This is a genomic window from Ditibartonella choladocola (genome assembly GCF_002007565.1).
Classification (GTDB): domain Bacteria; phylum Pseudomonadota; class Alphaproteobacteria; order Rhizobiales; family Rhizobiaceae; genus Bartonella; species Bartonella choladocola.
In genome coordinates, this window is the sequence record NZ_CP015625.1 from 454,921 (window position 1) to 481,684 (window position 26,764).

A 26,764-nucleotide genomic window follows, 5' to 3' on the forward strand; every position below is an offset into this window, starting at 1 on the left:
TGTAAAATTTTTAATTCGAGCTTTGTGCTCGCATATCTATGTTCCGCATAATGTCAACGCATTATACCCTTGCATTCGGGAGAAATGTCCAAGCAGAGGAAAAGCTTTAGACACCGGTAAGGGGGAGTGAGCCTGTTGCAAGTAGATACACTATATGCATGTCCAATCAGAACCGGTTTTACAGCACTATATATAGATACAGGAATATCTTTAACTTTGTATTTTGTTTGGAACAAACAGCACAGTAAAGTTCGGTTGGTGTATGACATTGACCGATCTACGGCACAATTCCGGCAGATTTTATATAAAGAACTCTTCTTCCTATTTTACATAAAATTATTCTTCAGTTTAAGAGATGAATTGCGCGGAAAATATGAAGGAATAATGTGTACGGAACTAGAGGTGTTGTCGGATTAACTCTCGTTCGTCTCTAAAAGTGAAGAGTGGGGACATTTTATGCAAGCATCATATGTACCACTCATGAAGAGCGCCGTTCGTTTTTCCTCGTAAGTTTGTCGGCTGATAAGATACCTTTCGTGATGAAAATAATACAAAAGCGGTGCTTCTATATCGACAAAATCCTCTAGACTTATGAGGTTTTTAAACTCTTGAAACGCTCCTTATTGTTGTCGGACGGATAGGCAAGAATTCTTACATCAATTATTTAATCAACGCTCTGTATTTTGCGATAAGCTATTCCCAGATCTTTAAGACAGCATGATAAGTGCGAAGCTTATCTGTAACAAAATTCATCGGCAAGCCTTGATTTTTCCGCGATTTCCCAATGAATTACTTGGCAGATTTCTTGTGACATTTTTTTTAAAACGTAATATTCAAGAATTTTACCATTATGATGGACTGCTCTCCATAAATCGTGTTTTTCACCATTTGTTTTGACGAAGACATTCATCAATCTCCCTTCGCCAATTCGTGCATTTATGTCTTCGTTTTATTGGTATAGAGCTTGCTATTATTTTGCCAAAGCATGCAAACCGATAACGAACCGTTTCGGGTTAAATATCAATGCGGCGATCACACTGGACACCTTCAACTTGACGAAAGATGGGTAAAAATCGCCCGTAATATATAATGGCTAAACTGATAATTTCGTTTGAAGGTTTAAATTATTTGAATGGATTTGCTTTACGAATAACGCAAAATTATTCCGTCATTGTTGAAACATAAATTCAATCTGATAATGCCTTTGGATGCATTCCTGAATATGTTAATGTCGTTCTGGATCAAGGCGACACTTTTTATGGGATGATCCCGACGCATAATGACCGTTCGTTTATAGAATTCGGGCTAGAATGGGAGCAATCAGGGATTCAATAAACATCTAATCTTGCTTTTATTGTTTTAATCGATTGAAAATCAGCAAGATTATCTGCATATTTTATGTTTCTTATTTCTTCAAGACATCTCACAATGACAGTTATGAATGATTTGTAATGACATGTAGCGGAGGAATTTAATAGTGGTTTTGACTGTTGAAGACTTATGCCAAATGACGGAACCTGCAATTATTCCGGTAGCCGGGAAGACCCGTTTAAAAAACAAAATAAACTGGGTTATTGCAACAGATCATCCTAATCCTAAACAATGGATAAGAGGAGGCGAATTTAATCTTATTTGTGGCTGTAATTTGAAAGACAATCCTGTTGAATTGGTAAGTTACATAGATAGATTATATTCTTGTGGTATATCAGGCATTGGGTTTGGTATTGGTTTAAAATTCGATAAAATTCCGCAAATCATTATTGAGCGTGCGAATGCACTACAGCTTCCAGTTTGTGAAGTGCCTTATGAATTAAGCTTTTCTCGTATTTCACAAATAGCGGCTGAAAATATAATTAATGAACAACTGAAAAAAAATAAACGGCTTTTAGAAAGCCGCGTAATTGAAGATGCTATTGATGGTCGTTTGACTATTTATGATATTGCAATGCGTATTTCATCAACATTGGTTTGCGATACGAGATTTATTAGCCATGACGATACTATTATAGCACAGGTTTTATGTGGGCAAGGTCTCATAAAGGCAAACTATATTAACGAAATATTGGATAGACGTGATGTTTTTTCCTGTACGCCAACGGTAAAACTCGAAATTATACGTCAAGTTGATAGTCTTTCTGCAACGGAAACAGCTTTTATTTCAAAAATGCTTTTAGCGGCACGTATTATTTTAACACGTCAGGATGCTGTTGCACGTGAACGAGCGCAGTTATCAATTGATTTGTTGTCGGAAATTTATGCAGGTCAAAATAAACCGAAAGATTTAATGCGTAAATTTGCCATTTTAGGTTTTTCTTTGAATGCAAAATATCGCATTATTGTCATTCGTTCTTCTTCCGGTATTTTGGATGAAACTTTTCAAATATTACGCAAGACGCTACCACAACATATGCTCATCGGCTTTGAAAATGATAACGGGGTTGTTCTTATTCCCGAAGAAACAAAAGACAATAAAGTCAATTTTTTGCTGAGTACATTGTGTACACGTTTGCCGGATGTAACGATCGGAGTAAGTTCCCCCTGTGAAATTAAAGATTTATCTGCCGCGGTCAATCAAGCAAAAGCACTATCAAAAATTAAAGAACCGGGCTTAAAATATCCGGATAATATGAATATTGAAAGTTTACTTAAGTCATTGGATCCGGTTATTTTACAAAATTATGTTACTACACTGTTTACGAAGAAGTTAACGCGAGAATTGAGAGAAACGATTGAAATATTATTAGATTGTGGCTTCAACATTAAACAGGCGGCTGAAAAATTGGGGGTTCATCGCCATACGATACGTATCCGTATAGATCGTTTTTGCGATGTTACCGGTGTTGATATCAAAATAGCTGAAAATAGAAATAAAATTTGGTTTTTATTGAAATTAGCAAAAACGTTGGATGACAGTGCAAATTGAACGACAGTGCAAGGTTTTGTTTGTTCAGGATTTTAATGCTGGTAACATGTTAAATGTTTTAGAAATTGTACGGCATGTATAATAAATAATTCTTCTATATACGGTTTGGATATAGCATACTGATAATTCTTTATTAAACTCTTCCAAAAAAATGGTGGGGTTTAAAATATGAAAAATAAAAAATTGGAAAAACGCCGTTCTGCTGCTGTTGCCAGAGGCGTGGGGGTTTCAACGCCATTATTTGCCGTAAGAGCAGAAAATTCAGAACTTTGGGATGAGGATGGACGCCGTTATATTGATTTTGCGTCAGGTATAGCCGTTGTTAATACCGGTCATCGTCATCCACGCGTTATTGCTGCTGTTAAACAGCAACTTGATCGCTTTACGCATACTTGTCATCAGGTTGTTCCTTATGAAAATTATGTCGAGTTAGCAGAAAAGTTAAACCAATTAACGCCAGGTGATTTCGATAAAAAGACAGTATTCGTAACGACTGGTGCCGAGGCAGTTGAAAATGCCATTAAAATCGCGCGTGCTCATACCGGTCGTGATGGTGTTATAGCTTTTTCCGGTGGTTTTCATGGCCGCACTTTTATGGGGATGGCGTTAACCGGAAAAGTTTCACCTTATAAAATCGGTTTTGGTTCAATGCCCGGTGATGTGTATCATGTACCTTATCCTAATGAAGTTCATCAGATTACACCGGAAGATAGTATTAACGCAGTGCGTACTTTATTACGCGCAGATATTGATCCCAAAAGAATTGCAGCCATTATTCTGGAACCTGTTCAGGGTGAAGGCGGCTTTTATCCAGCTTCACCAGAACTTATGCGTAAAATTCGTGAAATTTGCGATGAATACGATATTGTTATGATTGCAGATGAAGTTCAGACGGGTTTTGCCCGTACTGGTAAGCTGTTTGCGATGGAGCATTATGACGTAACGCCTGATTTAATCACAATGGCAAAAAGCTTGGCAGGTGGTTTTCCTCTTGCGGCTGTAACGGGTCGTGCTGAAATGATGGATGCACCGGTTGTTGGTGGTCTTGGGGGAACCTATGGAGGAAGCCCTATAGGTGTTGCCGCTGCTCTTGCTGTTTTAGATGTCATTGAAGACGAAAAATTGTGTCAAAAAGCAGAAATGCTTGGATCCCGCTTGCATCAAAGATTGGCATCATTGCAACACGAAATTCCTGAGATCAGGGATATTCGTGGTCCAGGCTTTATGAAGGCTGTTGAATTTTTCGATAAGAACAGAAAACCTTCACCAATATTTACCACTATGGTGCGTGATATTGCTCTGGAAAAAGGATTGATCCTGCTTATTTGCGGTGTCTATAGCAACGTCATCCGTTTTCTTGCACCAATCACTATTGAAGATCATATCTTCAATGAAGCTCAAGATATTCTCGACGTTTCAATTCGTGAAGCGAAAAGAAGAATTGGGTAGGAATAGCTAATTATCAGGATTTTCTACCTAAGTTTCTAGTAATTCAAAATAAAAATAATTTCGTTTAATAAAAAACGATCATTCTGACTGGGGAGCAAGATGGAAAAAATGGGAATTATAATAGCGTTTTACTTATGATTGCTCCTTTTGATGAATGAGGTCTAACCGTCTGTAAAGTATATAACGATTATAACAACTTTGCAGGTTGAGCCATCAGGAGGGAAATATGGCCAAACAACAACCCGTTAGAGCTGCGCTGGCAGCATTCATTGGAACTGCTATTGAATGGTATGATTTTTATATTTACGGAACCGCTGCAGCTCTTGTTTTCGGTGAAATTTTTTTCGCTTCACAGAGTGAATTTGTTGGCACTCTTGCGGCATTGGGAACATTTGCTGTCGGTTTTGTTGCTCGCCCCTTCGGGGCTGTTATTTTTGGCCATCTTGGTGATAAAATAGGGCGCAAAAAAAGTCTCGTCATTACTTTGTTGATAATGGGCGGTGTTACCGTTCTTATCGGTTTACTTCCTACTTATAGATCTATTGGTATGGCGGCAGCTCTTCTATTGGTTATACTGCGTTTTGTGCAAGGCATTGCCGTAGGTGGCGAGTGGGGTGGAGCTGTTTTAATCGCTGCAGAACATGCGCCCGCAAAATGGCGGACATTTTTGGCAGCCGCTCCACAATATGGAAGCCCTATCGGACTCATATTGGCTTCATTAGCATTTGGTTTTGTTTCCGATTTACCGAAAGAGCAACTTCTGTCTTGGGGATGGCGTATTCCGTTTTTATTAAGCGGTGTTCTACTCTTGATTGCTTTTATCGTTCGTGCCGGCGTGAACGAAAGCCCCGAAATGGTCAATGAGCTTGAAAAAAATAAAACAATAGATGTTGCTCCGATAAGAGAAGTATTTGCCACAAAAAAATTGACATTAGTATATGGTATTGGTGCTTGCATATTAGGTGTTGCCGGGTTTTATTTTATAACGACATTTATGATCAATTATACGACCACTTATTTAGGCATAGAGAAAAAGACTATCCTCAATATTGTGGCGTGGGTTGGCGTTGTTGAAATTACGAGCGCCCTGATCGGCTCTTATTTGGCAATTCGATTTAGTGAACGGTCTCTGTTACTTTTTATGACAGGACTTGGTGTTATTTGGGCCGCACCGATGATGTTACTTGTGGTGACAGGTGATATTACCAATATTACAATCGCTATTCTTTTTGCAACCGGAGTTTTAGGTGCATATTATTCGGTTATTGCGCCTTATTTACCCAATGCTTTTCCGGTTCGTATGCGTTATACAGGTATTTCCTTAAGTTATCAGCTTTGCGGCGCTATTTTTGGTGGTGCAACACCTATGATTGGTGTGTGGTTAGCAAGTATTTACGGAACGAACTGGCTTCCATTGGCCATATTATTTGGAATGTTATGTTTACTAACATTTATTTGTGTCTGGTTTCTACCAACCGAACATAAAACGATTTTTAATACAATAGATGAAGATCGTACATTCAAGTAAGAATGTTTAAGAAAGTGAAATATAAATTTATAGGGAGCTTGGATAAAATGGATACTTCAAACAAAAATACAAACTATAATAATGTTACTATTGATGAAGATCGGTTGTGGAAGTCTCTTATGGATATGGCGCTTATTGGTGCTACATCCAAAGGAGGATGCAATAGGATTGCTTTTTCAAAGCAGGATGACGAGGCTCGTTCGCTTTATCGCAAATGGTGTGAAAGCTTGGGCTTAAAAGTGTCATTTGATGCTTTCGGTAATATGTTTGCTTATAGAGCTGGTAAGGAAAACTTACCACCAGTCGTCATTGGCAGCCATTTGGATACACAGCCAACAGGCGGAAAATTTGACGGTATATTGGGAGTTTTAGGGGGGCTTGAGGTTGTACGAACCTTGGTAAATGCGGATATACAAACGAAACACCCTATCATTATTGCAAACTGGACAAATGAGGAAGGCGTTGTTATGCGCCAAATGCTCGGTTCAGCTGTTTTTGCGGGCGCTCTTGATCTAAAGACGGCTTTATTACTTGATGACGGACATGGAAATACTGCTCAAGACCTTCTTTCCAGAATGAAAAATGGAATTGGCAATCAACCGCTAGGTTTTCCCATACATAGCTATCTTGAGTTACATATAGAGCAAGGACCAATTCTTGAAGACAATCAAAAACAGATAGGTATAGTAACCGGTGGTTTTGGATTTCGTCGTTATCAGTTGGATTTTACCGGTGAAGATGCACATGCCGGCTCCACTCCCATGGCAAAACGTAAAGATGCAATGCTTGTTGCAGCCAAATCCATCATAGTTGCCGATGAAACTGTAAAAAAGGATGATAATGCTCGTGCAACATCAAGCATATTAACGGTACATAATGGTTCACCAGTGACCGTTGCAGCAAATGTTTCACTTATTCTGGATATTCGTTTTCCAAATGAAGAAGGGCTGCAAAAACTTGAAGATGATATTTTTCAGCAAATTGCGACAATTGCCAAACAAAATGGCGTAGCATTTGATTGGAAATATATCGTTCGTTCTCAAACCGTGCATTTTGATGAAAATATTATCAATGTGGTTACAGACGCAGCAAAAACATTGGGATATAGTTCTATGCGCGTTGTAAGTGGTGCAGGACACGATGCTTTCAATTTAGCACGTAAATATCCTACGGGAATGATCTTTGCGCCTTCAGTGAACGGGCTGAGCCATAATGAGGCGGAATATACGAAGAAAGAGGACTGTGCGGCGGCAGCAAATGTTCTCTTACGCAGTGTATTGCAATTGGCACAATAAGCCGATCTTTTAATTTTAGCCAAGCAAAATCAAATTCAAAGAAAAGGTCCAGTAAATGAAATTAAAACAATTACAAGACCGCTTTGGTGGCAGCAATGAAATGGAAATATATGATGATCATTTTAGAGCTGTAGCTACGGGTGTTATTAATGAATACGGCACGCGTCAAGCACCTTTTGTAGGTATGCCAACATTATTGTCTGCACCATCACGTCAAGTCGATTGGAGCAATCCACAAATAAAGGATCTTGATGTTGCCTTACTTGGCGTGCCGATGGATCTGGCTATATCAAATCGCAATGGTTGCCGCTTTGGACCACGTGCATTACGTTCCATTGAAAGGATAGGCCCTTACAATCATGTTTTACGACTGGCGCCAGCTATGCTACTTAATATTGCAGATGTTGGAGATGTTCCATTTCGTAGCCGATACGATCTAGAGGGCTGTCATATTGATATTGAACATATTATTACAAAACTGGTTGATGCCGGCGTAAAGCCTTTATCAGTAGGTGGAGACCATTCTATTAGCCTGCCAGTCTTACGCGCTCTCGGTCGTAAAACACCATTGGCTATGATCCATATTGATGCACATTGCGATACGGGTGGCCCTTACGATAATTGTCGTTTTCATCATGGCGGCCCTTTTCGCCATGCTGTTCTTGAAGGTGTTCTCAATCCTGAAAAAACAATTCAAATTGGTATTCGTGGTGCTTCCGAATATCTTTGGGAGTTTTCATATCAGTCCGGAATGACTGTTATCCACGCAGAAGAAATTCAAAAAAACGGTATTGAACCGGTTATTGCACAAGTCCGTCAACTTATTGGAGATGACGAAGTGTATTTATCTTTCGATATTGACAGTTTGGATCCGGCTTTTGCACCCGGTACAGGAACTCCGGAAATTGGTGGCTTAACAACACGAGAAGCACAAATGCTGCTGCGCGGTTTCAAGGGGATGAATATTATTGGTGGTGATGTGGTCGAGGTATCACCTGCCTATGATGCTACTACAAATACAGCACAAGCTGGCGCACAAATGCTGTTTGAAATTTTAAGCCTGATGGCTTTCCGAAAAAGTGAGGAGAAATAATGCTAAACAAAGCGTCATCCATAACTGCCGAGGATATTAAAAGATCTGTTGATGAATTGTTTGATGAACAGGTTAAATTTCTTCAGGAATTAGTGCGTTTTCCTTCAATCCGCGGGAATGAAAAAGAAGTTCAGAACTTCATGGCAAAGGCGATGGGGGAGTTAAACCTTTCTGTTGACCGATGGACAATCAACATTGATGATATTCGCTCCCACAAAGGATTTTCGCCCGTTACGGTTTCTTACGAAAATACGACAAATGTTGTCGGCACTTATGAGCCCAAGAACCCGCCAAAAGGTAAATCCCTTATATTGAATGGTCACGTTGATGTTGTACCAACGGGAGATGAAAAACGTTGGCGCTTTGGTCCATTTAACCCGATAATTGAAGATGGTTGGATGTATGGACGCGGTGCCGGTGACATGAAAGCGGGCGTCTCGGCCAATGTATTCGCATTAAAAGCACTACAAAAATTAGGCGTAATGCCTGCTGCGCGCTTACATCTGGAGTCAGTCGTAGAAGAGGAATCTACAGGAAATGGCGCATTGGCGTGTCTCGTTCGCGGCTATACAGCAGATGCAGGAATTATTCCGGAGCCATTGGAACCTAAGCTGATGCGCGCACAAACAGGGCCGATTTGGATAAGAGTTGAGGTTGATGGAGCACCCGGACACGCTTCCGGAGATTTTGGTAGCGGCGCTGATGCAATCCATAATGCGATAGAACTTATCCAATCCCTTGACGTTCTAGAAGAGCGTTGGAATGCACGAAAAAAAGATTACCCACCATTTGATCGTCACCCCCATCCGATCAACTTTAATGTCGGTCGCATAGAAGGTGGTGAATGGGCGTCAAGTATGTCAGCAGGCTGTTGGTTTGAAGTCCGTATTGCTGTTTATCCAGGGCAAGATATAGAAAAAGCATGCCATGAATTTGAAGAATATATAAACGAACAAGCGAGTAAAAATCCTTTTTTTAGAGAGCATCCTCCACGGATAATCTATACGGGGTTTATGGCTGAAGGATATTTATTGGAAAATGCTGATGAGCAAGAGAAAATCCTTGCCAATTCACATTTGGATGTGTGGAAAAATACGTTGGAAGAAAATCTTTTTGCTGCGACAACCGATGCCCGTTTTACAGGGCTTTACGGTAATTGCCCGACATTGGTCTATGGACCATTTTGTAAAAATCCTCATGGTTTTGACGAATGTGTCGATTTGGATTCTGTCCGGAAGGTTACTCAGGTTATCGCTTTATTTATTGCGGAATGGTGTGGACTTGAAGATGTCGCAAAATAGCCATTCGGTTTAATAATACTATTAAATATAAAACTATTTTGAAAAATAATACGAACAGGGAACAAGCGTTAAAAGATGAATTATTGTTAAAACAGGCTGCCTATATCGGCGGAAAATGGATTGATGCAAATTCTGATAACGGGGTAGAAGTGACCAACCCCGCGACAGGCTAAATTATTGGTTATGTACCGAATTGTAGTGCTCAAATGGTCGAGACCGCAATCGAAGTTGCCCAAAAGGCACAAAAGGGTTGGGCGGAAAGAACAGTAAAAGAACGTTCGCTTATTTTACGCCGATGGTTCCGGCTGATAATTGAAAACCGCGAGGATATTGGTCAAATCTTGACACTTGAACAAGGCAAACCATTGGCCGAAGCCATTGGTGAAATTGATTATGGTGCAAGTTTTATTGATTGGGTTGCTGAAAAAGCGCGCCGCGTTAATGGCGAAACCATTCCAGGACATCAGCGTGACAAGCGTATTCTTGTGATGAAACAACCCATAGGTGTTGTCGCAGCTATTGCGCCCTGGAATTTTCCTAATGCCATGATTATCCGTAAAGCTGGTTCTGCTTTTACTTATGGTTGTGCTATGGTTCTGAAACCGGCAATGCAAACGCCTTTTTCTGCTATCGCATTCGCAATTCTTGGTGAGCGGGCTGAAATTACCCGCAGGTCTGTTTAGTGTCATCACCGGCTCTGCAACAGAGATTGGTAGAGTGATGACACAAAGCCCGATTGTTCGTGAAATTAACATTCACAGGCTCCTCTGAAGTCGGCATGAAACTTTATGCGCAAAGTGCACCAACCATTAAAAAACTCGGTTTGGAACTCGGTAGTAATGCACCATTTATCGTTTTTGATGACGCAGATATTGATGCCGCGGTGACAGGGGCCATTATTGCAAAATTTCGCAATAATGGGCAAACTTGCGTATGTGCTAACCGCATCAATGTTCAGGACGGCGTTTATGATACTTTTGCATCGAAACTTAAAGCTGCTGTTGAAAGCTTGAAAGTTGGTAATGGTATGGATGATGGTGTTGTCCTCGAACCATTGATTGATGAAGCAGCTTTGGAAAAGGTTGAAGAGCATGTTGCAGATGCTGTGTCAAAAGGTGGTCATGTTCTTTCAGGTAGCAAGCGACATGCTCTGGGCGGTACATTTTTTGAGCCAACGATCGTTACGGATGTGACAAAGGAAACGGTTGTTGCGCGGGAAGAAACTTTTGGTCCTATTGCACCATTGTTTCGTTTTAGCGATGAAACAGATATTATCAAACAAGCGAATGATACCGAATTTGGTCTCGCTTCCTATTTTTATGCCAAGGATATGGCACGTGTTTTCCGTGTCGCTGAAGCACTTGAATATGGCATGGTTGGCGTTAATACAGGGCTTATTTCAACGGCTGAAGCAGCATTTGGCGATGTAAAACAGTCAGGTCTTGGGCGTGAAGGTTCACATTTCGGTATTGATGATTTTGTCGAGCTTAAATATATCTGCTTGGGTGAAATAAAATAAATGTCATCATTGTTAATGAGTTAGAAAATCTTTTCTACCCATTAACAGAATTTGATTGCATAAATGGAAACCAGACTATTTTTCTATCTCGCACTTCTATTGAAGTTGCGTGTTCCATTTTGTATTCCTCGGATGGGTTCTTGAATATTCGGGCTTGACGAGCTTTGATGTTTTCGTGATGGATGTATTCGTGTGCTTGATTAAGTCTGAACGTTTAATCGGGTTGGAACGCTCTATCAAAATGGTTTGATCTTTTCACAGGCTCCATAACATTCAAGAATAATGTCGCAATCATGAGGATTATATTCGGCAAAATAAGCTCATCCTCCTGCCTTTTCAGCAGCAATCAAGATTGAACCGGAACCACCAAACAGATCGACAACAATATCATAGCGGTTTGATTGAGCTTTGTTCGCATCAGCTATTATCCCGACGGTTTTGGCTATCGGATGAGGGTCGAGTTCTTTATGATTGGCATTTCGATAAAAACAGCTCTTCATGTATGAGATAAAGTCATATCAAGCAATAAAGGCCGCCATAGCTCGTGCGAGATTCAAACAGACCGTTTGAATTATCAGGCGCGTAAAATGTCTGTCGTCACAAAATTAAATCACGAAATCTACACAGCAATAGAAAAATCAATGTTGGAAACCGAACCGGTTTACGCAATCGTGAAAAATAAATTTGCTGTTCATTTCCTGTATTTTTGTATTGCCCATAAAAATACCAATCCACACCGCAAAAATTGTAGACGAAGACAGAACGCAGAAAAATGCCAAACAATAACAGGAAATAAATCTCTTGAGAAAAAGACAGAATCTAACGCTTTGAAATCGTGCTTTATTTATATGGAATAAAAGGAACATCATACGATCATGATGTCTTAATGGCGGAGGGGGTGGGATTCGAACCCACGGTACAGTCGCCTGCACGCCGGTTTTCAAGACCGGTGCCTTAAACCGCTCGGCCACCCCTCCAAAAAGGATGCGCAAGTCTTTACAAGGTTCTGGCTAAAGGTCAATCATTTATTTGAATTTTTTTGAGCCAAATTTAATTTGCCTTCGTGCCTTTATAAATGTTCACTTTGAGATCGCGCACTTTTTTGCGCAAAGTATTGCGATTAAGCCCCAACAGTTCTGCTGCCTTGATCTGGTTTCCCTTTGTCGCCGTAAGACAGGCAAGAATAAGTGGATACTCGACCTCTTCCAATACGCGGTGGTAAAGTCCGGCAGGGGGCAGCTCATTGCCGAAAGAAGCAAAATATTTTTGCATATTCATTTCGACTGCTTCGCCAATCGTTATATTGTCACTGACCGAAACCGGATTGTCTGCCCCGTGAAGACCGGTTTCATTTTTCAACTCGGTCTCGATAACGTCGACCGCAATTTCTTCCTGCGGATAAAGTGCGGCAAGTCTGCGTACAAGATTTTCCAATTCCCTGACATTGCCCGGCCAGGAATAACGGCGCAACAAATCAAGCCCCTCATTGCTGATATGTTTTGAAGGCAACCCGTTGTCGGAGGCCAATTTGAAGAAATGGCGCACAAGGTCGGGAATATCGTCGGCTCTTTCACGCAAAGCGGGAATGCGTAGCGGCACCACATTGAGCCGATAAAACAAATCTTCTCTGAAATGTCCTTGATTGATAAGCTGGTGTAAATTCTTATTGGTTGCAGCAACGATTCTGACATCTGTTTTGATCGGCGTCCGCCCGCCAACTGTCATATATTCGCCTTGTTGCAAAACGCGTAGCAAACGTGTTTGTGCATCCATCGGCATGTCGCCAATTTCGTCGAGAAACAACGTTCCGCCGTTGGCCTGCTCGAAGCGCCCGCTCGAACGCATATTGGCACCGGTAAACGCACCTTTCTCATGCCCGAAAAGTTCCGATTCAATGAGATCCTTCGGAATTGCTGCCATATTGATTGCGACAAAGGGGCCTTTTCTGCGTCTGCCATATTCGTGAAGTGCACGGGCAACCAGTTCTTTTCCTGTTCCGGATTCCCCTGTAATCATCACAGTCAGGTCTGTCTGCATCATGCGGGCAAGAATGCGATAGATTTCCTGCATTGCAGCGGAACGGCCAACGAGCGGCATTGCATCGGCGGTTTCATCGGATTTGGGCTTTTCGTTTTCGGAGCGCGGCTCCACCATGGCTCTTCCGACAATATTGATAAGCTCCGAAAGATCGAACGGCTTGGGCAAATAATCATATGCACCCGCTTCCGAGGCTTTGATCGCCGTCATAAATGTATTCTGGGCACTCATGACAATGACAGGAATTTCCGGACGTGCCTTTTTAATGCGAGGCAAAAGGTCAAATGCGTTTTCATCCGGCATAACAACATCGGTAATGACGAGATCGCCATCGCCATTGGCAATCCATCTCCACAGCATTGCAGCATTCGGTGCGACGCGCACTTCATAACCGGCACGCGAGAGTGCCTGATTGAGAACGGTGCGGATCGCTGCATCGTCATCTGCAACAAGTATCATCCCTTTTGTCATTCGGTTTCTCCGCTGTGCTTGTGTTCTGTTTCTTCCGGCCGCCACATAGGTAAAAGAACACGAAATATCGTACGCCCCGGTTGTGAATCGCATTCGACCACCCCGCCATGGTCATTTACAAGCTTGGCAACCAGTGCAAGTCCAAGGCCGGATCCGTTCGGTTTGCTGGTAATAAACGGATCAAACAAGTTTTCCTGAATGTCTTTGGGAACACCCGCTCCATTGTCTTCCACACAGAATTCCATCGGCAAAGTGACTTTGTCATGCCGCCCTTGAACAGAAAGTTTGATACCGGGCCGATAGGAGGAGGTAAGCGTAATTGTCGGGTTCTTTACACTTTCCAGAGCTTCTGTCGCATTTTTAACGAGATTGAGGAAAATCTGGATAAGCTGGTCACGATTGGCAAAGACCGGTGGCAGCGAGGGATCATATTTTTCGACAAATTTTATATTCTTTGCAAAACCGTTTTGCGCCAGTCTTTTGACATGATCGAGAACAGTATGAATATTGATCGGAAAACGTTCGATTGGCCGTTCATCGGAAAACACTTCCATACGATCAACCAGAGCAACAATACGATCTGTTTCATCGGTAATCAGACGTGTCAACTGGCGGTCGTCATCGCCAACCACACTTTCAAGCAACTGGGCAGCCCCGCGTATTCCCGAAAGCGGATTTTTTATTTCATGGGCAAGCATCGAGGCAAGGCCGGTAACCGAGCGGGCAGCTCCCCGATGGGTCATTTGCCGGTCGAGCTTTTCGGCCATAGATTTTTCCTGAAACAGCACAACAACGCTACCCGGTATCTCCGAGAGCGGCTGGACAAAAATATCGACAAGCTTGTCATAACCCAGTTTTGGTGATGATAAATCGACATGATATTCATTAACCGGTTTGGGTTTTTCCCTCACCTGATTGATAAGCGAGAGCAGGGGGCTGCCGAAGGGCAAGAATGTTTCGAGCTTGTTTCGCGCCAATACAGAAGAACTCGCTTTAAAAAATTGTTCGGCATAGGCATTGGCATAGGCGATGCTATTGTCCTTATCGACGAGTATAACCGGATGACGAACAGCATCAAGTACAAGACCCGCCAGATTTTGCTCCGGATTTTTGGTTTTTTGTTGCATTGTCAAGCTGCCCTTTTCGGATGAACCGAATCTCTTGAAAATATCGAATTTATTAATGTAAGAACACGTTCCGGACTGCGTGAAGTCATCAGTTCCTGCCGCTCTTCGTTGCTATAAACTCCTTTGGCATGTTTGTTCAAATACCAGTCGATATGTTTTCGAGCGTGACGGAGACCGGTATTTTCACCATAATAATCAAGCATCGCCTGATAATGGTCGCAAACATAATCACCGAGATTTGCTGAAAAAGGATGGCCTGCAATTTCACCGGAGAGCCACGGCGCACCGTAACTTGCCCGCCCGATCATGACAGCATCGGCACCGGAGCGGCGCAGGCATTCTTCAGCCTCTTCAAGATTGCCAATATCGCCATTTGCTACCATGGGAATTGAAATGACATCACGAACTTTTTTCAAAGCATCCCAGTCGGCTTGACCGTTATAAAACTGCATTCTGGTGCGGCCATGCACTGTAATCATGGCAATACCGGCCGCTTCGGCCATTTGTGCGAGTTCCGGCGCATTGATTGTTGTTTCATCCCAACCAAGCCGCATTTTGAGTGAAACAGGTATTCTGGCTACTTTTAAAACGGCCTCTATCAATGACATGGCAAGTTTCAAGTCGCGCATGAGTGCCGCACCCGAATATCCACCAATGACCTTTTTGGCCGGACATCCCATGTTAATATCTATCATATCGGCATGATTATCCTGAACGATTTCAGCCGCTCTTGCCATCCATTCGGGGGCGCGACCGGCAAGCTGTACCACATGCTGGGGAAGGCCTTTGCCATTCACACGCATTTGGCTTTCAACCGCACCGGAACATAATTCCGCACTCGCCACCATTTCCGAAACCACCATGCCAGCACCGGCGAGCCAACTTCTTTGCCGGAACGGTAGATCACTTACCCCCGACATAGGGGCAAGAAAAACACGGTTTCTGAATTCCAGATTGCCAACTTTAAGAGGAGTGGAAAGAATGGACAATCACGAGTGCCTTTTTGTTGTGCAATTTTAAAAACGCCTAATCTTTTATCATTTTATTCACAAAAGGCAATGCAATGTCTAGGATTATGCATTCAAAATCGGTTCTATGCGCAAAAAATAAAGAGATCGGGAAGTGGCCTGTTAAAAATAAATTGAAATGCGCATTTGAATTGAACAATGTAAGATGAAGCGAGACTATTGAAAGAAACGAAAAACTGTATCAATTTCGGGCTATAAAACAGCAATATTTTTGAAGGGATAGAGATTATGAAATTGTATTTTGCCCCCGGTGCCTGTTCACTCTCTCCACATATCGTAGCGCTGGAAGCAGGTATACCAATTACGCTTGAAAAGGTTGATTTGGCAAAAAAGGTCACATCAAGTGGCAAAGATTACCTGACTGTCACACAAAAAGGCTATGTTCCGGCTCTTGAACTTGATGACGGTCGCGTCATTACCGAGGGGCCGGCTATTGTGCAATATCTTGCTGATCTCAAGCCTGAAAAGAATTTGGCTGAAAAGCCGGGCACTTTCGAGCGGGCAAAAGTGCAGGAATGGTTGAATTACATTGCAACCGAGCTTCATAAAGGTTTCGGGCCGCTTTTCCACCCGACCTCGGAAGAAGAGAAAAAAGCTGCGAAAACAAAACTTATCCAGAGGCTTGTCTACGCAGAAAAAAAGCTTGAAAATTCCGAGTTTGTAGCCGGTGACCATTTCACGGTTGCTGATGCCTATCTTTTCACAATTTTGACATGGTGCAAATTTGTCGGGATCGATCTTCTCGATATGCCTGCTTTGTCTTCTTATATGGAAAAAATCAATGGCCGCGACAGCGTAAAAAAAGCTTTTGCGGATGAAAAAGCTGCTTGAGTATATCAGAATCAATATGCGGAAATCACTGCATATTAGAATTCGGGTTGAGCTAGCCGGTTTCATTTTCAAGGGGAAGAAAGCCTGCTTTTGACGAGAGGTCGAAGCAGGCTTTCTGTTTTTCAATGGGGATTTTTTTATAACCATTGTTTTGCAAATTTTGTGAAGTGCTAAAATGCCTGAAGCTTGATAACGGTAGCGATTTGACTTCAAAAAATAGCAATCATCTTGATAATTGAATAAAGTGTCATCGAATTGAATTGATAAGACTTTTACCCTGTCAGCTTATTCCATTGCATCTTCAAATTCTTGCCGGTTCGCGTCATAAAGGTGGAAGCCATCCGAGATCAAACGACTTTTTCTTGTATGAAATGAAGTTTCCTCTTGAACTCGGAGTCTTTCCCGTTATATTGCGCCTCGCTGGAGAGGTGGCCGAGTGGTTGAAGGCGCACGCCTGGAACGCGTGTATACGGGCAACCGTATCAAGGGTTCGAATCCCTTTCTCTCCGCCATTGCAATCAAAAAATATATATAAAACAACAATATCAGCTACTTTAATATTTTCCCGTCCCCCATTTCATCCCCCAATACAACTTGGAAGGGACAGTATCATGATAGGCCGTAAAGGACTATAACTCATTGATAATATTAAAAAATTCTTTATGGCACGGCTTGGGACGTGCTGAAACAATAGCGAAGGGGACTTTTTCTCCGCCATTTTTAAAAGAAACTATTTTGATTCATTGGATTAATCAATTTTATCAGTTTTTCCAAAACTCTTCCTACATAAATTTTTAATGTATATTTTCGATATTTGATACAATCTGTCGCGCGAAAATATCATTATAAATGCAGGCGGTGTGACAGCTATAAAATAGTGGTCAATCACAATCGAATGACATCACTCATTTAAAGAACAGATTTACTTTTTAATTCTTTGCTTAAAGACATTTGTCCTTGGAACGGGTGCTGTAACTGCCTCTCCGATATTTCACATCAAGTTGGAAAATCGACAATGTGTTTCCAGATCTTTATCTCGATGCTACTAACATTTTGATTAACTCATATTGTCTGGTATCCGAAACGTCTGTGTGGTGATCGTTGGAATGTCGGTCATAAAACGCAATATAGCTCGTCTTTAGGGCTAACCCGCCCAATTCGGCTTAACCACTTCGTTGCGCTTTCGATAGCCGATAGTCGCCATTTCTTACTTCTATTTTTGTTTTAAGTGAATGTGAAACAACTTGAAGTGAGCTTGTTAGGTCAATTGAAGTGGCCAGCTTGACAGTTCAGTTAATAACCGGTTTACCGGGCAGCAAAAATAAAAATGGCGGCAAGGCCGCCATTTTTTAAACATCGCATCAAACCGGCTTTTTCAAGTAACAATCTGAAATAATATCGCAAACATCACGATATTCGCGATAACAATTGCCCAACCCCCGTAGAGCATATATTTAAGTGATGTCGAACGGGCTAATCCCATTTGTCCGAACATATCGGACGACGGAAAAGGACCAAACCAGTCAACCTGCGAACTGGCCAGTAGAACCGCAGTTAAACCTTCCGGGGTAACACCTTGTGCCAAAAGAATAGGTCCGAAGATTTTTTTGGTAAAGGTCATCTGGGCTACGGCAGCTCCCGGTACGTGGCCGATAATGTTGAACAGGAAAACAAAGAAGCACAACCAGGCGGCCGAGAAGCCTTGTAGATATGGCGTTACATCGTTGAGCAAAGCTTGATAAGCACTAAGTTTGTCAACCAATACCAGTACCGGATTATAAAGCCAATAAAGCAGGAACATCCAGACGAGACGACCACACCCTTTGTACATCGCATCCAGAATGTTTATGGGAGATAAACCACCTGAGAGACCGGTCAAAGTTGCAACCGTCAACATAACAAAAATCGCAAAACTGAAACCGGCTTGTACAATCACTCCTATGAAAGCCATTACAACAATGGTCAAGAAAAACACCAGTGCTGAACGCTTTCCTCTTTTTTCGTCGCCCACGTCGGTCTTATTTTTATCGACGATTTCTTCATCATATTTTATCTTGCCGACAGTCCATTGTTGAATTTTGTTAGACATAAACCAGCCAGCCAATAATGTAACAAGGCTCATTGGTAAGCCGGCGTGAATGAGAAATTGTGGATAGGACAAGCCGCCTAATTCCAGAATTGTGACTGTGCTCGGCGTAAATGGACCAATAAATAGACCGATTGATCCCGCAGTCATCAACAACAATGCCACAGTCGGGGGTGTCAATCCGACTGCAGCCGCTACGGGGATAATGACCGCAACGATGATCGCGTTCCCGCCTGCCATAGTGCCTAACGAGCCACAAATTACAATGGATGAAATAATAATTCCGAGTTTGACGCGTCTTTGGCTCGAAAGTCCAATTTTATTGACGATAAAATTGACCAGTTGCTTTGCCGCACCTGTGCGGGTTGCTACCTCTCCGACACCAGCTCCCAACATAATAATCAAGCCGACCGTAGCGATAAAAGAACCGGTGGATGCTGCTAAGAGCTTGCCTAATTCCACAGGTGTGGTCGACGTCATTATGACGCCAAGAATGATCGCAACAACCACAGATAAAACGATATCCAATCCGCAAATGGATAGAATTGCCAAGGCAAAAATTGGCGTCAAACCGATGATGCCGATTTCACCGCTAGGCAGCGTTCGCGTATATAGTGCCAATAATAGCGATACGAACATCACAAAACCAAGCACCAAATTGCGATTGCTAAAATGTAATTTCACCGCCATTTATAACCCTCCCAAGTGTTTTATTGTATTTTCCGTGCAATCTACTTTACAATGATCGAATCCGGAGAATGATTTTTTTTCCAGTACCTATAACCAAAGGTTAATGGCGGGAGAGGTAAATGGGACTTAGTCTGAAACATTTGGAAGTTTTCTATGCTGTAATGACGTGCGGAACGCTCAATGGCGCGGCATCAATTTTATGTGTGTCCCAACCTGCTGTTAGTAAATCATTGAAATTGGCAGAATATAAATTGGGTTTTTCCCTTTTTAAACGTGTAAAAGGCAAACTGACGCCTACGCAGGAAGCACATATATTATTTGAACAAATAAAATCGATTTATGTCGATCTAAACAATTTACAAAGTCTTGCAAGAAACTTGGCCAATAATCCTGAAGGCAGAATAACCATTGGCTGCTTGCCCAGTTTGGCTCTTTGTGCAATTCCGCAAGTTACAGCTCGATTTATAAAAGAAAACCCGCGTGTATTTATCACTGTCGGTACGCAACATAGCGATGAATTACAGCAACAATTAAATAATAGACTATTGGATTTGGCCATTACCTTCGGTTTGAAAAACGATAGCGGATTGATTTCGACGCCGATTGCAGAAATACCATTGGTATATATTGACAGTCTACCTCATCGTAACCCCATAAACATTCATCAGATTGATGAAGATCGCTGGATACATCCTAATGCATATTCTTTTACTACGGCGATCGGTCGATCACGAATATTCAAGAAAACAGTCGTTGATGTTCAAACTTATTACATGGCTGCCGAATTTGTAAAACAGGGCGTTGGTTCGTCAATTATCGACCTGTTCACAGCTTTTTTCATGCTGCCTGACCACATGATATTTCCAATAGAACCAAAACTTTCCGCAAAGATTTATCTCATCCAACACCGTGATTTGACAGTTTCAAAACCGACACAAAAATATATTTCCATGTTGCAACACCATTTGGCGACGCAGGTTAAACAACTTAACGAAAGGTTATATATGACAAAATAAAACTCAATTGTTGTTTTCTTCTTTATCCTTTTTACTCATTCTTATTGAAAGAAATGGGCGCGCTTATTGAAAGAAATGGGCGAGCTTATTGAAGGAAATGGGCGGGAGAGGAAAAGTGGAAAGACATGTCGTTGTCATTGGCGGTGGCGTTATCGGATTAACGACGGCCTATGCTTTGATTAAACAAGGGCAAAAAGTTACGTTAGTCGAACGAATGGACGATGTGGGATTGGTTACAAGCTTTGCCAATGGCGGGCAGTTAAGCTATCGCTACGTATCGCCTCTTGCTGACGCCGGAGTACCCATGCATGTTTTCAAGTGGATAGGTAAGCCACGGTCGCCACTTAATCTGAAGTTACGTTTTTCATTGGATCAGTGGAAATGGTTGTTTCAATTTCTATTGGCATGCAATGCCAAAACCAATAAAATCAATGGCGCTCATATTCTCAGATTATCCTTATTCAGCCAAAAAATTGTTACGCAATGGCGCGAGAGTGGCGAATTGGGTAATTTTGATTGGGTTAAGACCGGAAAACTGGTGATATATCGTGATTTGAACGATTTTAACAAAGCCAAAGCAGGTATTAATAAAGAATTTCAGAAGGCTTTGACCGCTAAAGAAAGTGTAGAACTTGAACCTTCACTCGGATTTATCGAAAACAAGTTGGCCGGTTCTATTTTTTCTCCCGGTGACGAAACCGCAGATTGTTATAAATTTTGTTGTGTTTTATTAGAGGCACTCAAAAAACATCCGAATTTTACTCTTAAAACATCAACCCATATAGATCATATTATTACACAAAAAGACCGTATTACGGGCGTCGAGACAAATTCCGGTTCTGTCACCGGAGATGATTATGTTATCTGTACGGGTAACAGCAGCAAACACATTTTGGCGCGTATTGGTATTTCTGTGCCGATATATCCGTTAAAAGGCTACAGTCTTACGCTTCCTTATCCCGAAAAACCACACATTGTACCAGCTATAAGTCTTACAGATTATAGCAATAAAATTCTTTACGCAAAACTTGGTGATCGTCTCAGGTTGGCTTGCATGGTCGATATCGGTTATGAAGATGCCGGAATCCGCCAATCACGTATTAATGCCATAAAGGAAATAGCGCGGGAAACTTTCAATGAGTTCACAACAATCGATAAAGCTGAAGAATGGACGGGATTGCGTCCGTCGACGCCAAAGGGCCCACCCATATTGGGCAAGTCGAAATATCAGAATCTCTGGCTGAATGTTGGTCACGGAAGCCTCGGATTTACGCTTTCGGCGGGAAGTGCAACTGTCCTTTCTCATCTCATAACTCATCAATCTTCACCAATCGATTTGAATGGCTTGGAACTGGAATAATATCATGACGATTGATCGTATTGACACAAATAAACGGCTTTCTGCTGCTGTTTCATGCGGCAACTTTGTATTTTTGTCGGGGCAGGTTCCCACGACACTTGACGGTGATTTTGTAACCCAGGCAAGAGAGGTATTGCAAAAAATAGATCATCTGCTTGATGAAGCTGGAAGTGATAAAGCTCATATTCTATCAGCGCAGATCTGGATCAAGAATATCGCAAAAGATTTTGGCGCGTTTAATGAAGTTTGGGAAGCATGGTTGCCTGAAAATTGTGCGCCGGCGCGTGCCGCCGTGGAAGCAAATATGGCTCGTCCGAATGTTTTGGTGGAAGTAGCGGCAATAGCTGTGAAGCGGTAAAATCAAGCTGCGTTAAAAACTATTTTTACTTCCATGAAAATGTTTTTACGGGTGCATAAAAACCGGGTTGTTACTCTTTGCAATGGATGGACTGTCCGCAGAGTGTATCATCCGGTTTTTGTTTTTTTGCAATTTTCATTATAATGATATACTAATTTGTAATTTTTATTTTATTATGGAATAATTATTATATAATAAATAAATTAAATCTAAATTTATTAATATAATTTATTTATAAAATTATTATAATATATTATAGATAGTATATATTTCTATTTTTTTATATTAAAAAATAATTTTTACAAATTGATAAGTCCCGAACGTAAGTATCATATTAAAAATTCGGGACTTTGTTTTTACCAGCGGGTTTTCAATTTGATGAAAGGGCGATTTTTTATTTTTAATTTTCACGGAAAATTTTCAGTCAGAACAGAAAAAACATTCCGACACAAACAAGTGTCATAACCCCCCAGACACCTGTCCATGATGTTGCGTTTAGTATCCACGGTATAATTGTCGGGGTTGCGAACAATATAAAGAAGGTTGCAGTGTTTGCCATTGCCATTGCGGTTGCAACGCTTTTAGGGCCTGCCATTGTTGCCAATTCGGTCATTCCGACGCCCTGCCAAGATAATATGAAGACACCGGCAACGAGTACTGCGGCAACCAAAGCCCACGATAGATGCGTCGAGGGAGTCTCTCCATAGAAGAAGGTAAGCAACGTAAGAACAAAAAACGCTATAGCACTTAATATTGTTACCGCTTTTAAAAAGCCTGCGCGATTGTTTTTCTTATCGGTATAATAGCCACCGGAAATACGTGTGAAACCGGCACTTATCTGGATAAAGAACAGTATCGCGCTGATATATTCGATATTGATATGTGCGAAGTCGTGTAAGAAAAGCATTGTAAAAGTCATCAGTGCAAACTGTGGTGCGCACAAAAGGCCTATTGCGACAACAATACGCCATATAGCGAACTGTTTGAAAACATGGGTAGCGGATTCGGTTTTTTGGGCTGTCCCGTTTGTTTCGGTGCTTTTTCCCTGATCTATATCAACAACCCAAAGATAAGTTAAAAAGGCAAAGAGAATGCAAAACAAGGCCGAGATATAAAGTGACCAGACAAAACCCATTTTATATGAAACGAGAGGGAAAAAGACTGCTCCCAAGGCATAGCCGAGCGGAACAGCAGTCTGTCTGACACCCATCGCAAATCCACGTTCGTCTTTGTCGAACCATTGCATAATAGCTCGTCCACTCGAACCATTCAGGCTGCCGCCTGAAAGGCCGATAATGAGTAGCCCGATGAATAATGTTACAGGAGCATAAACAATCGGAACGACATTTATTATGATAGCTGTCAGGATGAGGACAAATGCCGTGGTCGTCAAACCGGTTATAAGAATGGGCCGGTCGCCCAGCCGGTCGGTGAGCATTCCCCAAGGAACTTCACCAAAAGCTATGCCTATTCCGACAATTCCCATAAGCATCCCCAATACCGGTGTGGAAATTTGATAATCATCCCGCAAAAGGAGAGCTGCGGCCGGAACACCACCAATCACAAATGTAAAACATGTATTCGCCAACGCACATGTAAACAGTACTTTCCACTTGTGCCCGCTTGAACGAACCCTGTCGTTGATGAAAATTTTGTCACTCATTATTCAGCTCCGCTTTTTCAGTTGAGAAATGCGTAGCACTGGATTAATTATAAATATAACAGGAATATTTTATAAAATAATTCGGTTTTTCCGAATTTTAAAAGGTGCGTATATGCAAAATCTGGATCCCGATCTTTTAACGACCTTCATTACAATTTTGGAAACCGGAAGTTTTCTGAAAGCATCCGAACGCCTCTACCGTTCCCAGTCGGCATTGACAGAGCAAATGCAAAAGCTTGAACTTGTTTGTGGCTGTCAATTACTCGAAAGAGGAAAAAAAGGAACACGACCGACAATTGATGGCGAAAAGTTGCAAAAACATGCGCTTGCTATTTTGAAACTTAACCGTTTGGCGCTTGCCGATATGCATAATGTCGCAGCAACCGAAAACATCTCGATTTCTATTACAGATTACCTCATGCCTGAAAAAGTGGCAGAGGCTTTGGAGATGTTGACAGCAGATCGTCCGAAAATACAATTGAGCCTTACATTCAAAAGCGGCTCAAATACGCTTATTCACGAAAACAATCTTGACGGTTTCGATATAATAATCCTGACACATCTTATCGGTACGCCGTTACCCTCCTATTCCAATAGGGTTATTATAAAACGCGAGCGGTTATATTGGGCGGGTGCAGCAAAGAAGAGGTTTTCAACCGGTAGGGTCTTGCCGCTGATTGGTATGAAAAAGGGCTGTGTCATACAAAAGGCAGCCCTTCAACTTCTCTCGGATAGTTCGGTTCCTTTTGGATTGACGCATACAGCCTCGAATGTTGCAAGTTTACAATTGGCGGTCAAAGCCGGTTTGGGCATTGGGTGTCTTAACGAAAATTCGATGGATGACAGTCTAAAAGATTATACACATTTCTATAATCTCCCGACTTTGCCGGATATTGAATATCTGCTTTTATATAAGCCGGAAAAATCGGATATTGCCGAAGTTTTACGCCGCTCGCTTGATGCGACTTTAAATTAGAAAATGGAACGTGTTATCAAGGTTTTTGAATGAAAACGCCGTCACTTTCCATGAAGCCCTGAGCCTTTTTAATAAGATGGCAATGATGCAAAATCGCATAATGAAGTGCGAGGGGTACAACATATATTTTTTATCATAAATGGCCAATTTTCGTGGCATTTGCTTAAGGAAAAAGCAGATTATATTGTCGAATAAAACAGTGGTTCAGAAATTCGTAAAAAGGAAAGGATGTTCCATGTTATCAACATCCTTTCCTTTATTGTAATCTAATTAATGAACTCAATTCAGGGGTCGGCTTTGTTCAAATTGAGGGGTTTTGTTTCTGTCGCTCAAAAATATGAAACGACGAGGCCAAAAAAAGTAACAACCGCAGCAGCAGTTGGCGATGGTTCGCGGCTTATACGCAGTTCTATGCTTGGCTTTTTCCTTGCCGATTTTGCATGTGGAATAGATAGCGAGGAATTACGATATTTATTGAAGATGTGCCATCCCGAATGGTGTCCGCCTGAACCGATCAAAACAATTGCCGCAAATATCCGCATGTCATTGGAAGAATTCAATGCGAAAGGCGAAATATAATGTCAGCTTTTCAAGCTCGCTCGACATCATTAAAAATATTCATCAGTGGAATGACGCACTTTGTTTCCTGCTGATGAATAAAGGATAAATTCAATGATATTCGCTTATGTTCAACCAAAATTAGGCTGAATGGCGTTGAACCTGTCCGGTTATGATGGCCGGATATATAAAAGTTCGGGATAATTTTTCCCGCATTGCCAATTTATAGCTCCGCCAGTTGCAATTGCTTGGATGCATATGCATGATATTTGCAATGCGATTGGACTTGTCTTCGCCGATGCATTTCATCGTTTGGTAGTGAAATCACGCTTTAGCCGCTACTATTTCTAACAATTTAAGAAAATTTGTGTGTCTCCAATGTGCGATGATTGATTCATAACTATTTGAAAGAAATAGTAAAATATGATGCATAAGGGTCAGAAATGATATTTCAAATATAATTTTTCGATAAAAATTAGCTAGTAACAGATTTGAATTGCAATAATTCTGATGAAATGTAATTTATTACAAATTCGTTTTTTTAAAAATATTTTACGGGAGGATAATATGAGCGAAATAAGATTGTATATGCTGCAATCGGGGAGTCTGAAGTGCAAACTGCATAATATAAAAATGAACGAAGGCGCGAATACGGATTATGAAATTCCGGTTCCTTTTTATCTTATAACCCACCCGAAGGGTAATATTGTCATTGATGGTGGAAATGCCATTGAAGTGGCAACAGATCCGAAGGGCTATTGGGAAGAAATTTGTAATGTATACTGGCCGGTACTTGATCCTCACGACGGGTGTGTCGATCAATTGAAACGTTTGGGTATTGCTCCCGAATCCGTTCGTTACGTTGTTCAGTCGCATCTTCATCTGGATCATACCGGAGCAATCGGGCGTTTTCCGCAAGCAACCCATATTGTTCAGCGCCGTGAATATGAATATGCCCATACGCCGGATTGGTTTGCCCGTGGTGGTTATATAAATAAAGACTTTGATCGTCCCAATTTGAAATGGCAATTTCTCAACGCAGAAGCCGATGATTATTATGATATTTATGGCGATGGCACGTTGATAAGTGTTTTCACACCCGGTCATTCGCCTGGACACCAGTCTTTTCTGGTTAATTTGCCAAATACCGGATCCGTTATATTAGCTGTGGATGCAGCCTATACAACCGACCATTGGAATGAAAAGTCATTGCCCGGCTTTTTAGCTTCTGCAGTAGACAGTGTGCGATCGGTACAAAAATTACGTATGCTGGCTGATAAAACGGATGCAATGGTTGTAACCGGTCACGATCCTGACGGTTGGAAAACATTCAAAAAAGCACCCGAATATTACGATTAGGAGAATTGTGCTGTAATAGCCAAGGGATAGATGTCGCAAAAATTGCAAACCGAATTTGGTAAAGCGCATTGCGAAAGTTGATAAGCAATGCGCTTT

20 protein-coding genes, 2 tRNA genes and 1 pseudogene are annotated in these 26,764 nt (G+C 41.6%); 16 read left to right on the forward strand and 7 right to left on the reverse strand.

Features of this window, described 5'->3' with window-relative positions:
* Positions 1-1,477: 1,477 nt before the first annotated feature.
* The 7 genes and pseudogenes from BBC0122_RS02030 to BBC0122_RS02060 all read left to right on the forward strand — a co-directional run bounded on the left by BBC0122_RS02030 (position 1,478) and on the right by BBC0122_RS02060 (position 11,108).
* Positions 1,478-2,923: a PucR family transcriptional regulator gene (locus BBC0122_RS02030; protein WP_077990799.1), complete on the forward strand. Its 1,446-nt coding sequence runs from the start codon at positions 1,478-1,480 to the stop codon at positions 2,921-2,923.
* A gap of 168 nt (positions 2,924-3,091) precedes the next feature.
* Entirely contained in the window at positions 3,092-4,372 is a 1,281-nt protein-coding gene (locus BBC0122_RS02035; protein WP_077990800.1) for a 4-aminobutyrate--2-oxoglutarate transaminase, read from the forward strand.
* 226 nt (positions 4,373-4,598) lie between these two features.
* On the forward strand, positions 4,599-5,900 hold the full coding sequence (locus BBC0122_RS02040) for an MFS transporter (RefSeq protein WP_077990805.1): 1,302 nt from the start codon (positions 4,599-4,601) through the stop codon (positions 5,898-5,900).
* Between the two features lie 47 nt (positions 5,901-5,947).
* Complete coding sequence (locus BBC0122_RS02045) at positions 5,948-7,195, forward strand: Zn-dependent hydrolase (protein ID WP_188318066.1); 1,248 nt, start codon at positions 5,948-5,950, stop codon at positions 7,193-7,195.
* Between the two features lie 55 nt (positions 7,196-7,250).
* Positions 7,251-8,288, forward strand: coding sequence for an agmatinase (gene speB / locus BBC0122_RS02050; RefSeq protein WP_077990813.1), 1,038 nt, complete (start codon positions 7,251-7,253; stop codon positions 8,286-8,288).
* Entirely contained in the window at positions 8,288-9,589 is a 1,302-nt protein-coding gene (locus tag BBC0122_RS02055) for an ArgE/DapE family deacylase (protein ID WP_077990816.1), read from the forward strand. The genes speB and BBC0122_RS02055 overlap by 1 nt, the downstream gene beginning before the upstream one ends.
* Positions 9,590-9,627: 38 nt before the next feature.
* Positions 9,628-11,108: pseudogene (locus tag BBC0122_RS02060) on the forward strand (NAD-dependent succinate-semialdehyde dehydrogenase).
* A 320-nt stretch (positions 11,109-11,428) separates the two neighbouring features.
* On the opposite strand, the gene BBC0122_RS02065 reads toward BBC0122_RS02060, so the two are convergent.
* Positions 11,429-11,608: a DNA methyltransferase gene (locus BBC0122_RS02065; RefSeq protein WP_077990818.1), complete on the reverse strand. Its 180-nt coding sequence runs from the start codon at positions 11,606-11,608 to the stop codon at positions 11,429-11,431.
* An 87-nt stretch (positions 11,609-11,695) separates the two neighbouring features.
* On the opposite strand from BBC0122_RS02065, the gene BBC0122_RS02070 reads away from it, so the two are divergent.
* A complete protein-coding gene (locus BBC0122_RS02070; protein ID WP_077990819.1) occupies positions 11,696-11,965 on the forward strand; it encodes a hypothetical protein in 270 nt (89 codons plus the stop codon).
* Between the two features lie 30 nt (positions 11,966-11,995).
* Here BBC0122_RS02070 and BBC0122_RS02075 read toward each other — a convergent pair.
* The 4 genes from BBC0122_RS02075 to dusB form a co-directional block, all read right to left on the reverse strand.
* A tRNA-Ser gene (locus BBC0122_RS02075) sits at positions 11,996-12,085 on the reverse strand.
* Between the two features lie 73 nt (positions 12,086-12,158).
* Positions 12,159-13,616, reverse strand: coding sequence for a nitrogen regulation protein NR(I) (gene ntrC, locus BBC0122_RS02080; protein ID WP_077990824.1), 1,458 nt, complete (start codon positions 13,614-13,616; stop codon positions 12,159-12,161).
* Positions 13,613-14,743 (reverse strand): two-component system sensor histidine kinase NtrB, encoded by a 1,131-nt coding sequence (locus tag BBC0122_RS02085; RefSeq protein WP_077990826.1) that lies wholly within the window; start codon positions 14,741-14,743, stop codon positions 13,613-13,615. The genes ntrC and BBC0122_RS02085 overlap by 4 nt, the downstream gene beginning before the upstream one ends.
* A gap of 2 nt (positions 14,744-14,745) precedes the next feature.
* Entirely contained in the window at positions 14,746-15,732 is a 987-nt protein-coding gene (gene dusB, locus BBC0122_RS02090) for a tRNA dihydrouridine synthase DusB (protein ID WP_077990827.1), read from the reverse strand.
* Positions 15,733-15,999: 267 nt separating this feature from the next.
* Here dusB and gstA point away from each other — a divergent pair, with 267 nt between their 5' ends.
* Both gstA and BBC0122_RS02100 read left to right on the forward strand, forming a co-directional pair.
* Positions 16,000-16,602 carry a glutathione transferase GstA gene (gene gstA / locus BBC0122_RS02095; protein WP_077990829.1) on the forward strand — a complete coding sequence of 201 codons (603 nt, stop codon included), beginning with the start codon at positions 16,000-16,002 and terminating at the stop codon, positions 16,600-16,602.
* Between the two features lie 422 nt (positions 16,603-17,024).
* Positions 17,025-17,114 (forward strand) — tRNA-Ser (locus BBC0122_RS02100).
* Positions 17,115-17,977: 863 nt separating this feature from the next.
* On the opposite strand, the gene BBC0122_RS02105 is transcribed toward BBC0122_RS02100, so the two are convergent.
* Positions 17,978-19,378: a Na+/H+ antiporter NhaC family protein gene (locus BBC0122_RS02105; RefSeq protein WP_077990831.1), complete on the reverse strand. Its 1,401-nt coding sequence runs from the start codon at positions 19,376-19,378 to the stop codon at positions 17,978-17,980.
* Positions 19,379-19,497: 119 nt separating this feature from the next.
* Between BBC0122_RS02105 and BBC0122_RS02110 the strand changes: the two genes are divergently transcribed.
* The 3 genes from BBC0122_RS02110 (at position 19,498) to BBC0122_RS02120 (ending at position 22,112) form a co-directional block, all read left to right on the forward strand.
* Positions 19,498-20,394: a LysR family transcriptional regulator gene (locus BBC0122_RS02110; RefSeq protein WP_077990833.1), complete on the forward strand. Its 897-nt coding sequence runs from the start codon at positions 19,498-19,500 to the stop codon at positions 20,392-20,394.
* A 115-nt stretch (positions 20,395-20,509) separates the two neighbouring features.
* Positions 20,510-21,754 (forward strand): D-amino acid dehydrogenase, encoded by a 1,245-nt coding sequence (locus BBC0122_RS02115; RefSeq protein WP_077994421.1) that lies wholly within the window; start codon positions 20,510-20,512, stop codon positions 21,752-21,754.
* Between the two features lie 4 nt (positions 21,755-21,758).
* A complete protein-coding gene (locus tag BBC0122_RS02120; protein WP_077990834.1) occupies positions 21,759-22,112 on the forward strand; it encodes a RidA family protein in 354 nt (117 codons plus the stop codon).
* 424 nt (positions 22,113-22,536) lie between these two features.
* Here BBC0122_RS02120 and BBC0122_RS02125 read toward each other — a convergent pair whose 3' ends face one another.
* Positions 22,537-23,775, reverse strand: coding sequence for an MFS transporter (locus BBC0122_RS02125; protein ID WP_077990836.1), 1,239 nt, complete (start codon positions 23,773-23,775; stop codon positions 22,537-22,539).
* Positions 23,776-23,887: 112 nt separating this feature from the next.
* Between BBC0122_RS02125 and BBC0122_RS02130 the strand changes: the two genes are divergently transcribed.
* The 3 genes from BBC0122_RS02130 to attM all read left to right on the forward strand — a co-directional run bounded on the left by BBC0122_RS02130 (position 23,888) and on the right by attM (position 26,668).
* A complete protein-coding gene (locus tag BBC0122_RS02130) occupies positions 23,888-24,751 on the forward strand; it encodes a LysR family transcriptional regulator (RefSeq protein WP_188318067.1) in 864 nt (287 codons plus the stop codon).
* Positions 24,752-25,048: 297 nt separating this feature from the next.
* Complete coding sequence (locus BBC0122_RS02135) at positions 25,049-25,330, forward strand: hypothetical protein (RefSeq protein ID WP_077990839.1); 282 nt, start codon at positions 25,049-25,051, stop codon at positions 25,328-25,330.
* A gap of 546 nt (positions 25,331-25,876) precedes the next feature.
* Positions 25,877-26,668, forward strand: coding sequence for an AttM family quorum-quenching N-acyl homoserine lactonase (attM, locus tag BBC0122_RS02140; RefSeq protein WP_077990840.1), 792 nt, complete (start codon positions 25,877-25,879; stop codon positions 26,666-26,668).
* The last annotated feature ends 96 nt before the right edge of the window (positions 26,669-26,764 follow it).

Bases quoted from the DNA above. Each gene is read 5' to 3' on its own strand.
- BBC0122_RS02035 (WP_077990800.1), top strand. From the start codon at position 3,092: ATGAAAAATAAAAAATTGGAAAAACGCCGTTCTGCTGCTGTTGCCAGA.
- BBC0122_RS02040 (WP_077990805.1), top strand. From the start codon at position 4,599: ATGGCCAAACAACAACCCGTTAGAGCTGCGCTGGCAGCATTCATTGGA.
- BBC0122_RS02045 (WP_188318066.1), top strand. From the start codon at position 5,948: ATGGATACTTCAAACAAAAATACAAACTATAATAATGTTACTATTGAT.
- speB (WP_077990813.1), top strand. From the start codon at position 7,251: ATGAAATTAAAACAATTACAAGACCGCTTTGGTGGCAGCAATGAAATG.
- BBC0122_RS02055 (WP_077990816.1), top strand. From the start codon at position 8,288: ATGCTAAACAAAGCGTCATCCATAACTGCCGAGGATATTAAAAGATCT.
- BBC0122_RS02065 (WP_077990818.1), bottom strand. From the start codon at position 11,608: ATGAAGAGCTGTTTTTATCGAAATGCCAATCATAAAGAACTCGACCCT.
- BBC0122_RS02070 (WP_077990819.1), top strand. From the start codon at position 11,696: ATGTCTGTCGTCACAAAATTAAATCACGAAATCTACACAGCAATAGAA.
- ntrC (WP_077990824.1), bottom strand. From the start codon at position 13,616: ATGACAAAAGGGATGATACTTGTTGCAGATGACGATGCAGCGATCCGC.
- BBC0122_RS02085 (WP_077990826.1), bottom strand. From the start codon at position 14,743: ATGCAACAAAAAACCAAAAATCCGGAGCAAAATCTGGCGGGTCTTGTA.
- gstA (WP_077990829.1), top strand. From the start codon at position 16,000: ATGAAATTGTATTTTGCCCCCGGTGCCTGTTCACTCTCTCCACATATC.
- BBC0122_RS02105 (WP_077990831.1), bottom strand. From the start codon at position 19,378: ATGGCGGTGAAATTACATTTTAGCAATCGCAATTTGGTGCTTGGTTTT.
- BBC0122_RS02110 (WP_077990833.1), top strand. From the start codon at position 19,498: ATGGGACTTAGTCTGAAACATTTGGAAGTTTTCTATGCTGTAATGACG.
- BBC0122_RS02120 (WP_077990834.1), top strand. From the start codon at position 21,759: ATGACGATTGATCGTATTGACACAAATAAACGGCTTTCTGCTGCTGTT.
- BBC0122_RS02125 (WP_077990836.1), bottom strand. From the start codon at position 23,775: ATGAGTGACAAAATTTTCATCAACGACAGGGTTCGTTCAAGCGGGCAC.
- BBC0122_RS02130 (WP_188318067.1), top strand. From the start codon at position 23,888: ATGCAAAATCTGGATCCCGATCTTTTAACGACCTTCATTACAATTTTG.
- attM (WP_077990840.1), top strand. From the start codon at position 25,877: ATGAGCGAAATAAGATTGTATATGCTGCAATCGGGGAGTCTGAAGTGC.